Raw genomic sequence first — 11,693 nt, forward strand, 5'->3', positions numbered from 1 at the left:
TGATTATTTTTTCTTTTTAAAGAGTGAGTTTATGGGAAACCAAGTTAAATTGAAACTTATGAAATTATCCTCTATAAAATGCACAGATGAAGAGGATGTTTGGTTTACTCGATCATTTATGGTTACAATGTCTCTTATGTAAAAATCATCTCTTAATGTAAAGGTTGTTGACAAGGAAAAGTTTCCGAGATTCTGATTTTTAAATGTGTATCTTAATGATAATGGAGTTCTAATTATCACATCACTAACATCAGGTCTACCAATAATTAATGTGTTATCGTTAGAGTTATTGCCGAATGTTTCTGAAGTTCCTATCAAGTCGTCTTTAATGAACCATCTATTATTTAAGTTCACTCCCAAAGCTATAAAGTGAATGGAATTAATTTTATGAACATATTCAAATTTTAGGTTGAACGTATATATGTTGAAAGATCTACTTGAATTTAAGTTTATGTCATTTGAAGAGCTGAAGAAAGTTCCCGGTATATTTCCTGTTGCGTCAAGGGAAAGCTGTTCATAATAAAAGCCGGCATTAAATAAAAACTTTCCTGTAGCGGCGTAATTCCAATCAAGCCCTATCATAAAGTTAGGGTTGGCATTATATTCATAGGAGTAACCAGATGTACTTGAGTTTTCTACATTATTAAACAATAATCCTGTAGTTATACCTAAATGATATGCATTGTCCCTCAACTCTTGTGCGTTGCCTCGTTTGTTGTCTTGAGAAAGCAGAGTGATAGGAATTAATAATATTATAAATAATTTTTTCATAATTAAAATTTCAAAAATCCTGATTTAGGAAAGTAGGTTAAGGAAAAATTCAGATAATGTCCAGTCCATCGGTGTGTGGAAGTGGCCTCTGGTATTGTCAAGTTAGTTGAGGTTATTTTAGTAACATAAATATATTGAAAATGGTAATGTCCAGAGGCTGCAAATCTAAATTTGCTACGATCCTTTAAATAAAGATCTTTTGCGAACCCTAGGTTCAGTCCAAACGTTATAGGGCTTGGATAATCTTGATAATCGCCTATTAACAATGGATTATTCCTCAGTCGCAAATAGTTACTTTGATATCGCCCAGATGTGTAGCCGTAATATTGTAATTCCAAACCAGCTTTTAGATATAGCGGACTTCTCATTGGACTTTTCATTTTTATTAATATTTCAATGGGTAGATGATATGTCCAATATGGTGATTGCCAAAAAGATTCTTCTATTGCAAAATTTTCCCCAAGTTGAGTTGACCTAATATTATAGTTTCGTTTTAAGGAAATATTCTTTATGTAAAATCCAGTTGTTAACAACCATCTTTTCCTACGCATTACTTCAATGTCAAAACCACCTATCAACGTCAATCTATTACTGTAATTTAAGCCTATAGACGCATTTTCGTTAGTATTAGAAAAAAAATCGTAATGCACTCCTATACGTAACCCAACCGGGAAACTACGAATCTCTTGGTCGTTTTCTTGACTAAACAAAAAACTACTAGTGCTAAAAAATAGCACTAGTAGCATATAATAATTATCTTTCTTCAAAAGTAATTGTTTCATAGTAAGGTCGTTGCCTATGTTCTGAAAACAACTTGTTTTGAGCAGTGCCCGTGATTAGATTTGAAGGATGTTGTGCTCTCTTTTTTACTTTTGAACGTCGCTTCTTTTTGTAATCACCCTCTTTATCAATATCATCTTTGAATGAACAGATATTTGCAGGAGTGCTAGAGTTTGGATTTGAATTTAACGATACATCAACTGAATAAAGCTCACCATAAATTTTAGCACTGCTTCTAATTCTTCTTTTTCTCCACTTTCCTCTTTTTTTCTTGTAATTTCTTGTAAAAGCTTTGAATACATTTACGTCTCCAGATCCACTGTCAAAAGTTCTTGCTCTCATTTGGTGAGAAGCTCTTAACTTATAAGTACTACTTAAAGTAACGCCTTTACTTTTTGCAGATCTATAAAAGCATTCAGAATCAGGTGGGAAGATATGTCCATCTGCAGCTCCTGGTGTTTCTTCATTTCCACCAAACGCTTCTAAAACACTTTGTAAACTGTTCCCATTATTTGCACTTGTTAGTGCAGCTGTTGCGTCTGGATGAGTTGTGTCTATAATCAATAAACCACCTTCCATATCTTTATAAATTAAATTACAAATCATTACCTCATTCCATTGATTGTAAACAGATTGTTCAACAGGATCTACTATAAATTCATTTTCATTCCAGTCGTCTATAGACCAACCTGATTGATCTGATGAATCAAGCCATGCATTTTCCGCATCTTCTTCGAATTTTCTCAATGAGCAAAAATCATGGGAGTTCTCAAAATCGATTAGTGGTTGATCCGGATGATGACCTATTAATTCTTCTGTATCATTCAAGTCGTCTTCATCCAAATGACCATAAATAGCTAAAAAATTGTCATCATGAGCATCGTTGGAATCTTCTAAAGTTTCTAATGTTTGATCAAATGAATCCCAGCTAGAAAAATGCATCATATTGTTAGCACAATCAACGCTCGTTCCGTTTTCAAAATACAAAGCATAAGGTTGAAACTCGCAATTGTTTGCAATATCACCTTCTGATTTCTGAAGTGCTGTGTCATTTGTGCTTTCAGTTACCTCTTCTGAACAGCTAAAGAGAGAGAGAGAGAGAGTTAGCATAGCTAATGCTCCAAATTTTAATTTTTTCATAATATTCATTTAGTTGATTATAGTCTCAAAGGTAGAATTAATTTTTATTCATAAAATACCCTATAATGGGTATTTTCTTGTTTTGACCATTAATTAATATGAATTAAAGTTACCATAAGAACAAGATGATATTATTTGTATCTATTTACCTTTGTATGAAATAATCTATATGCTAGAACAAGAAAGTCACGAATACGAAAACGCCGTTTTAATAGGAATTGTAACTCAACAACAGTCTGAAGAAAAGTTAACTGAGTATCTTGATGAATTAGAGTTTCTCGCTTACACTGCTGGTGCTAGTGTACAAGGTCGTTTTACTCAAAAAATGCAACATCCTAATCCAAAAACCTTTATAGGAACTGGAAAAATGGAAGAAGTAGCACAGTTTGTTGAAGCAAACGATATTGGGACAGTGATTTTTGATGATGAGTTAACGCCTACTCAACAACGTAATATTGAGAAAATCCTCAAGGCAAAGATCATAGATCGTACCTATTTGATTCTAGACATATTTGCACAACGAGCACAAACTAGTTATGCTCGTACTCAAGTTGAACTAGCCCAGTACGAGTACTTGTTACCTAGATTAGTTGGATTGTGGACTCACCTGGAGCGCCAGCGTGGTGGTATAGGTATGCGTGGTCCTGGTGAGACCGAGATTGAGACAGACCGTCGTATAGTGCGCGATCGTATTTCATTACTCAAAAAGAAACTCACTACCATTGATAGGCAAATGAAAACCCAACGAGGAAATCGTGGTAAATTGGTGCGCGTTGCTCTTGTAGGTTACACTAACGTGGGTAAAAGCACACTTATGAATGTGGTTTCTAAAAGTGATGTTTTTGCAGAAAATAAATTATTCGCAACGCTAGATACAACGGTAAGAAAGGTAGTTGTTAAAAACCTACCTTTTCTATTAACTGATACGGTAGGTTTTATTAGAAAACTACCTACCCAGTTAGTAGAATCCTTTAAATCTACCCTAGATGAGGTTAGAGAATCGGACCTATTGTTACATGTAGTAGATATTTCGCACGAGAGCTTTGAAGATCATATTGATAGTGTAAATGCAATTTTACAAGATATTGAGGCGATTGATAAACCTACTATTATGGTTTTTAATAAAATCGATCAATACCAGCCGGAAGAATATGATGATGAATTTGACGAACGCACCACGGCACACAACACACTAGAAGACTGGAAACGCACCTGGATGAACCGTGCAGGTGATGATGTGATTTTTATAAGTGCGATTGAAAAAGAAAACATGGAACAGTTTCGTAAAAAGGTATACGATAGAGTAAGAGAAATTCATGTGTCGCGTTTTCCTTATAATGCATTCCTATATCCTGATTATAGTGAAGAGGAAGAGTAGGTTTCTATTTATTTTCTGTTAAAAAGTAAAACCGTTTTTGATTACTCTAGATTGATTTAGGGTTCGCTTTCGCGAAAGCGAATCCACAACTATCTATATTCTCTACCTAAATACATGACTGATCGTATTTATATACATGTAGTTAAGTAAAAAGCCTACTTAATTTCATATTTTTAAGCCATAGCTTAATAGTTGCACATGAACCAATCAACTGAAACGCCTTTACAGCGTTCCCTACCCACATTCAACTATCATAAAAAAATCAGAGACTATTTTAAATCGAGGTCCAAAACCTGGCAGTGGTTTAAAGATGAAAAGGTAAAGTCACATCAAATAGATGCGTTAAAATCATCTTTATTAAAGAATACCTACAGGCTAGATAGGGATTCACATTTTGACTTGTATAAGGTAAGCGATCAAGTATGTGAAAATTTGAACCTGACAGCTCAAGTCACCTTTTATCAAGAGCAAAATAGCATTCAAGATAATTGTGCTATTTCAATTATTGAAGATGAGGCTCATATAGTTTTTTCAGGGAATCTTTTAGAATTGTTGGATGAGCGACAATTAACCGCATTGATAGCTCATGAATTAGGACATTTTTTATTTTTTAAAATAGAAAATGGTGAGTTTGAAATTACCCAACGTATTATTCTGGCCCTTGCCAATGATTCACAAAGTGATCCTGTTTTTGTAGAAACTGCTCGTAAATTTCAATTGTTTTTGGAACTTTTTTGTGATGCTTGTTCTTTTCAAGTTTGCAGGGAACACTATTCTGTCATACAATGTTTGGTCAAGGTTTCAACAGGACTAAAACGAGTAAATGCTCAAAGCTATCTAGATCAAGCCAAAGAGATTTTACAAGGAGAAGAAAACAGCTCATTAAACACTACACATCCAGAAACATACATAAGAACCTTTGCCTTAGATCAACTATCGAGAAGCGCTCATAATCTTGAAGAGGTCATTAAACCGCTTATCATAGGTAAGATAGATGTGAATAATTTAGACCTTTTTCAACAAAAGGAACTAAGTTCATTCACGTATCAATTTTTAGAATTTATTCTGTTACCAGAATGGATGCGTACTTCTAGAAATATGACACACGCTTCAAGTTTCTTTTCTAAGTTTTATGTAAGTGATGAAAAGCAAGAAGTCAATAGTATCAAAAAGTTTATTAATGACGCAGCAATTGGCACACATAATTACCTATGCTATGTACTGCTAGATTTTAGTAAACTAGATGCAGATCTTGAGTTGTTACCTCTTGCTCACACACTTGAAATTGCGAATTTATTAGGAATAAAAGAGGAGTATGAACGTATTGTTAGAAAGGAATATCAACTAACTATTAGGGAGTTTAAATCTCTCAAGGATGAAGCAATGAAAGACTTGAATAAGTTGTCTCAAGAACAAAGAAGTATTTATGACCATGAATGATTACAGGAAAAGTTTTTTCAGCTTATTAGATGAGATAAAAGCTTCAAATGGAAATACTACGGTGGATTTTATTGCTCAGGTTTTACCATTGCTTGAAAAAGCACTATATGCTCATAATCAAGATAAAGTTTTAAAGATCACTAGCATAGATCAAGTTCTTTATAATGGTAGAATTTTAATCATTGAACAAGAAACTAGTAGTGCAGTAATCTCGACTGGTCTACCTCAAAAACCAAAAGAAGATGGAGCAGTCAAGGTGTCGGATACTATTTATCAAAATAGATCAAATAACGTCACTTCATTTGAAAATCAAAGTGATTACTTGCATTTGGATAATGCTAGTCCGGTAAAAAATCCTGCCTATGTCATGCATTATAAAGCATGGGATTATGAGATGGGAACATACGATCCTTTAACAGAAGTGTTTTTACTAGGTATGTTAATGGCTAGCCTAGCTTATGGTCTAGATTTTCGCGATAAGGATGAATTGTTACGCTTTGTAGAAAATAGAGAACGGTTATACTTTTTGAATAAAGAGCTAGATCCTACCATTCATCATGTCATAAGAGAAATGACTCCGGTTTACAGAGAAGATCGTATTCCAAATTTAGAAGAGGTTGTAGCAAAACTTAAAAATTACCAAGATTTTAATCCTGAAAATTATCAAGACCTTACCGAGACAATAGGATTCAAATCAATTAACATCAAGGAACGTGGAACATATATTCTAGATAAATTACGACGACGCTTGTTTGACATATCTCGTAGAAATAAACTTCTTTACTTCAAATCAACAAGCAGTTTTTTAAACCTTACTGAAGCATCTATACCTTTATTGCTAGATCACAAAAATATTACCGAGAAGGATATCATCTTTTGGGGACCAGTTATGGAAGGTAAATTATTGGGTAAAAAATCACTTCTGTTAAATAGGTATCTTGATATAACTAACAATAGGTTTTTAAATCCTATACTCAACAAAATAAGGTTGGAAGCAAGAAAAAGCCGTAACGAATACGGATTTGATCAACTGCGATTAGTTATTGCTTTTTTACACTGGTATAATTTTAAAGAAAATAGGGAAGAACGTATTTCTTCTCCATTGCTGTTGCTTCCAGTTTCATTAGTAAAGAAAAAAGGAGTAGAAGATCGGTATCAACTAGAGGTTACAACTACTGATGCAGAGATCAATCCAGTTCTTAGTTACTATCTTAAAGATTTATATAATATAGAACTTCCCGATTTTATAGATTTAAAGGAAAGTTCACTTGAAGATTTAATAGGTAACATACGTAATCAAATTCTTAATTCAGGTAATGGAGTAGAACTTCAATGGCGAGAAAAACCGCAAATTCAACTTATTCATAAAGCTGCCCGACGAAATTTCAAACTCAAAAAGCGTAAACTTAATCGCCGCACGAGTAATTTAAATTTAAGACAATTTGATTACTCCTATAAAGAGGATGATTTTAAACCTTTAGGAATTGAACTCTTCAAAACTTTGGTTCATAAAAAGATTAATGATCTTGAATATATAATTAATGAAGATATCAATCCTTACAGTGATCTAGCTGTTGCAGAAAAAGAGCGCAGCTTCTATCGTAATGATAATTATGGCGTTGTAAATCCACTGGTTTGGGAAGTGGATACCTGCAACATGACTTTAGGTAATTTCAATTATCGTAAAATGAGTATTGTTCGTGATTACAACGATATTATTAATGCTGATATTAAGGATGAAGTCTTTGAAGAATTATTTAGTGAGAATCCTCGAAAGTTAATTGAAGAAGAAGGCATCAGTACTCAATTGAATGATTTATACCCCATAATTGCAGCTGATCCTACACAAACAAAAGCCGTTTATAAAGCACGCAGTGGTCGCAATTATATTATTCAAGGTCCACCAGGTACCGGTAAATCTCAAACGATAACCAATTTGATAGCAGATTATGTCGCCAGAGATCAAAAGGTACTTTTCGTTTGTGAAAAGCGCGCTGCACTTGATGTGGTTTACCATCGTTTAAAAAACAAACAATTGGACGAATTATGTTGTTTAATTCATGATTCACAGACCGACAAAAAATCTTTTATTATGAATTTAAAAGGGACCTATGAGTCCTTTTTAAAAGATAAGATGAAGTCTAATGCTATAGTTAAGGAAAGAAATGAGATAATCGATAAAATACAAACGCACATTAACCGACTAGAGAGCTTTCATAACATAATGCGATCTGGCGATACTCCTATCTTTCAAGTTTATCAAGAGGTAATTAGTGATATTAACAAGTTTGAGAGACTTGCCAAGGCGGAATATTTTGTAATCCCTGATTTTGATGAGTGGAAATCAAATGAAAATTGGATCAAGGAATTCTTAAATCAAATAAGGATCAACCATTATGGTGATAGCATCAAAAACTTTCCGTTAAACGGTATAAGTCCAGAACTATTATCAACATCTGACTATAAGACTACAATTCACAAAGAGTTAAGCAGTGCTCTTACCATATTGGAGCAGATTAATGAATGGATTGATGAAAATGATGGAGATACCACTATGGTATGGGATGATTGGATTAAGGAAGTCAATCTGATGGAAAAATCAAAAGTGATTATTGCAAAAGGAAACCTTGCTATTTTAACTCCTGATAATCCACAAGCTACAGCTTTACTGAACGATAATAAAAAGCTTGAAAAATCACGTAAGAAGTGGCAAGATAAGCAAGATGAAAATCGTTTTTGGAAAGTAAAGTGGAATGCAATTGACGCCTATGAGATAAAAAATCAATGGGACCGAGCTAATGCTAACATTCTAAAATTTTTGAACCCCAAATGGTATCGATTAAAGAAGCAAATCAAAGAAGCTTATGACTTTCAAAAACATAAAGTAAAACCAGAAATCGATTCAGTATTAAGCAGATTGGTAGACGAATATGACCTTCTTAATAGTTTTGAAAATGAAAAAAGAAAATTAGAAAATCGTTATGGTTTTACAAATTATGACGATGGTATTCAATGGTTAAAGCAATTACACAATACAGGTAGTCCGATTGTAGCCAAGTGGATAGAAATCGATAATAGAGATTATTTATCTGGACTTATTAGTGTTTTACCTTTGTTTAATAGTCTTAGAAATTCGTTGTCTAAAATCGCTAAGAGTTTCGGTAATTATTCAATAGCAACTCTAGAAGATAGAATTAGTAGTGCTTTGACGATGACTAATAGTTTATCCTTATTTAAGCCTCACATAGAAAAACTTAATAGTGCCGATTTTAAATTGCAATCGCTATTGAGGGATCGCGATTGGAGAGAAGATGAGATAAATTTTCATTGTGCGTACAAAACAATTCTAGATAATAGTGATAATAATCCTGTATTTGCCCAAATGAATGAGGATAGCCTGCAATTCTCTATAAGGGAAATTCAGAACTTATTAGATAAATACTATAATGCCAATGTAGCTTTTATACGTTCTAGAATAAGAGATCAATTTCTCAATAAAATTAGAATTACTGAAAGCACAGCCGCTCAATTAACAAATGAAGAAAAGGAACTCAAAAAGATATACAAATCATCTCGCAAAATATTAGAAAATGAATTCAATAAAAAGATGAGGTATAAGTCTATCAGAGAGTTGGCAACTGGCGAGGCACAAGAAATTATGACAAGTTTAAAGCCTGTCTGGTTGATGAGTCCATTGAGTGTAAGTGATTCAATGCCTATTGATACTTCCATTTTTGATGTTGTTATATACGATGAAGCCTCTCAAATAACAGTAGAAGAAGGCGTTCCTTCTCTATTTAGAACACACCAAACGATTATTGTAGGTGATGAAATGCAAATGCCTCCTACCAATTTTTTCAGTACAACAAGTGTTGATGTAGATGAGGATGAAGAAGAACAAGAGCAACGTATAGGTATCAATCTAGATGCCGACAGTCTATTGAATCAAGGAGCAAGAAAATTACCATCAGTAATGCTGGGATGGCATTATCGCAGCCGTAGAGAAAGTTTAATAAGCTATTCAAATGCTGCTTTTTACAAAAGGGAACTACTTACCATTCCAGATAATCAACTATCGATTCATGGAGCAGGCGAACTCACACATGTTTTAAATCCTGATCAAGAAATAGATATTAATGATGTGCTTCAACGTAGTATAAGTTACCACTACCTTGAAAACGCAGTTTATCATAAAAGATCAAATAAAGATGAGGCTACTTATATAGCTCACCTAGTAAGAAAACTACTTACTCAACAAGTTAATAAAAGTATAGGTGTAGTGGCTTTTTCTATGGAACAACAATCTGTTATCGAGTCTGCTCTAGAAGAGTTAGCACTGTTGGATACCCATTTCGGTAAACTTTTAGAGGAAGAATATAATCGTACCGAAGAGGATCAGTTTACAGGGTTATTTGTAAAAAACCTTGAAAATGTCCAAGGAGATGAAAGAGATATTATCATCATGAGCGTGTGTTATGGTTTCAATACACAAGGTAAAATGTTAATGAATTTTGGCCCTATAAATAGACGTGGCGGAGAAAAAAGACTCAATGTCATATTCTCTAGAGCAAAGAGAAATATGATGATTGTCTCTAGCATTTTAGGAGAGCACATTAAAAACGATTACAACGAAGGAGCTAGGTATTTTAAACGCTTTCTACAGTACGCTAAACAAATTTCTGATGGTAATATACAGAATGCTTCTTCCATATTAGATAGTTTACATGTATCTCAAAACCTAGATTTAAAAGGCAAGGAAATACCGCTTAAATCCAAGTTAAAAGAGGTTCTAAAAGCAAAAGGATATGAGGTTTATAACGATATAGGGCAGTCACATTTTAAGGTAGATATTGCGATTATTTCACCTAATGACACTCAATTCAAAATGGGTATCCTATTGGATTATAAAAGTCATTATCACGGTGATAATGTACTAGAGCAGTATTGTCAAAAAACAAGCGTGTTGGAAACTTTTGGTTGGAAAATACTACGCGTATATGTTAAGGATTGGGTGGAACAACCCAATCGAGTGTTAGAAAGAATAAGACAAACAATAGAAAATGAAGAAAAATTATCTCCTGTAACAGCAACAAATCATGAACGAGAAAAGCAAGAGAAGATTAATGAAGATGTGCAACAAGTTTCTGATAGTACTATAGAGTCACAATCATCACAAACTAGTGATGACTTTAAAAGGTATGAGTATGTACAAGGGAATAGCAATAAATTCTGGGAAATAAAAGTAATAGGTAATGAAGTACACACACGTTATGGTAGAATAGGTAATCAACCTCAAACCAATGTGAAATCTCTGTCTACCCGTGCCGATGCACTTAAAGAAGAAATGCGATTAACCGGAGTAAAGTTACGTAAAGGCTATCGCAGGTCTTAATGCACCTCAATATCAATGACAAACCCTTCATGGCTGCGCAGGTTCATCACGTGACCATCCTTAAAAATCAAGTATTGTCCTTTGATACCTTTAAGCACGCCATTGTGTTCTGGTGTTTTGGTTAAATTCACGCTTTTTACCTTTTTTGGATATTCTAATACTGGGAATACAATTTCCCATTCTTTAGCATTATCAAGCGTGTAGGGTAAGGCCTCTTGAGGTAAGTGCTGTAGTAAGCTTTCGCGGAAGCGTAATAAATCAACATCCTCTACGTCATTAGTTAGCATTTTACGCCAATTGGTTTTGTCAGAAACATGTTCCTTAAGCGCAACTTCACTTATTCCAGCAAGATATCGATTAGGAGTTTCAAGTATAGCAATGGCCTCGTGGGCACCTTGATCAATCCATCTAGTTGGAATTTGTGATTTACGAGTAACACCTACTTTAATGTTGCTACTATTGGCCAAATAAACGATATGAGGTTGTAATTGTACCTTTTTTTCATACTCTAAATCGCGATCTTCTTCATCTAGATGAGCCTTGCTTAATTCTGGTTTCATAATCCAGTCACCGGCTTGTGGTATAGCGGTAAAGCAATCATAACAAAATCCTTGTCGCCATATTTTTTTATCTAGTCCACAATTCAAACACTCGTTTGCCACATGTTTTATGGTAATAGATTTATCAAGTAACTGGTTCATATGAACAAATTGATCTGGAAAAACCAAATAATATTGAACTTGTTCTTGAATTTCAGTTTGCATTTTACGTACTGTACCTGTTACCTTCATT

The 11,693-nt window shown here is 33.9% G+C and carries 7 protein-coding genes; 3 read left to right on the top strand and 4 right to left on the bottom strand.

Features of this window, described 5'->3' with window-relative positions; translation table 11 throughout:
- Positions 1–3: 3 nt before the first annotated feature.
- Genes I5168_RS05115 through I5168_RS05125 form a run of 3 tightly spaced genes read right to left on the bottom strand, consistent with a single transcriptional unit; the run spans position 4 to position 2,691 of the window.
- A complete protein-coding gene (locus I5168_RS05115; RefSeq protein WP_431472606.1) occupies positions 4–771 on the bottom strand; it encodes a hypothetical protein in 768 nt (255 codons plus the stop codon).
- Between the two features lie 2 nt (positions 772–773).
- Positions 774–1,553: a hypothetical protein gene (locus tag I5168_RS05120; protein ID WP_431472607.1), complete on the bottom strand. Its 780-nt coding sequence runs from the start codon at positions 1,551–1,553 to the stop codon at positions 774–776.
- On the bottom strand, positions 1,525–2,691 hold the full coding sequence (locus I5168_RS05125) for a hypothetical protein (protein ID WP_431472608.1): 1,167 nt from the start codon (positions 2,689–2,691) through the stop codon (positions 1,525–1,527). The genes I5168_RS05120 and I5168_RS05125 overlap by 29 nt, the downstream gene beginning before the upstream one ends.
- A 169-nt stretch (positions 2,692–2,860) precedes the next feature.
- On the opposite strand from I5168_RS05125, the gene hflX reads away from it, so the two are divergent.
- The 3 genes from hflX (at position 2,861) to I5168_RS05140 (ending at position 10,901) form a co-directional block, all read left to right on the top strand.
- A complete protein-coding gene (gene hflX, locus I5168_RS05130) occupies positions 2,861–4,069 on the top strand; it encodes a GTPase HflX (protein WP_105018005.1) in 1,209 nt (402 codons plus the stop codon).
- Positions 4,070–4,267: 198 nt separating this feature from the next.
- Positions 4,268–5,509, top strand: a complete 1,242-nt coding sequence (locus I5168_RS05135) for a M48 family metalloprotease (RefSeq protein WP_431472609.1) — start codon at positions 4,268–4,270, stop codon at positions 5,507–5,509.
- Positions 5,496–10,901 (top strand): AAA domain-containing protein, encoded by a 5,406-nt coding sequence (locus I5168_RS05140; RefSeq protein ID WP_431472610.1) that lies wholly within the window; start codon positions 5,496–5,498, stop codon positions 10,899–10,901. Before I5168_RS05135 ends, I5168_RS05140 begins: the two co-directional genes overlap by 14 nt.
- Here I5168_RS05140 and I5168_RS05145 read toward each other — a convergent pair.
- Positions 10,898–11,692 carry a DUF2797 domain-containing protein gene (locus I5168_RS05145; protein WP_431472611.1) on the bottom strand — a complete coding sequence of 265 codons (795 nt, stop codon included), beginning with the start codon at positions 11,690–11,692 and terminating at the stop codon, positions 10,898–10,900. The two genes, I5168_RS05140 and I5168_RS05145, sit on opposite strands and share 4 nt — an antisense overlap.
- Position 11,693 lies beyond the last annotated feature (1 nt).

This window comes from Nonlabens sp. SCSIO 43208 (assembly GCF_050703575.1).
In the GTDB taxonomy this organism is placed as follows: domain Bacteria; phylum Bacteroidota; class Bacteroidia; order Flavobacteriales; family Flavobacteriaceae; genus Nonlabens; species Nonlabens tegetincola.

Bases quoted from the DNA above. Each gene is read 5' to 3' on its own strand.
- I5168_RS05135 (WP_431472609.1), top strand. From the start codon at position 4,268: ATGAACCAATCAACTGAAACGCCTTTACAGCGTTCCCTACCCACATTC.
- hflX (WP_105018005.1), top strand. From the start codon at position 2,861: ATGCTAGAACAAGAAAGTCACGAATACGAAAACGCCGTTTTAATAGGA.
- I5168_RS05125 (WP_431472608.1), bottom strand. From the start codon at position 2,691: ATGAAAAAATTAAAATTTGGAGCATTAGCTATGCTAACTCTCTCTCTC.
- I5168_RS05145 (WP_431472611.1), bottom strand. From the start codon at position 11,692: ATGAAGGTAACAGGTACAGTACGTAAAATGCAAACTGAAATTCAAGAA.
- I5168_RS05120 (WP_431472607.1), bottom strand. From the start codon at position 1,553: ATGAAACAATTACTTTTGAAGAAAGATAATTATTATATGCTACTAGTG.
- I5168_RS05140 (WP_431472610.1), top strand. From the start codon at position 5,496: ATGACCATGAATGATTACAGGAAAAGTTTTTTCAGCTTATTAGATGAG.
- I5168_RS05115 (WP_431472606.1), bottom strand. From the start codon at position 771: ATGAAAAAATTATTTATAATATTATTAATTCCTATCACTCTGCTTTCT.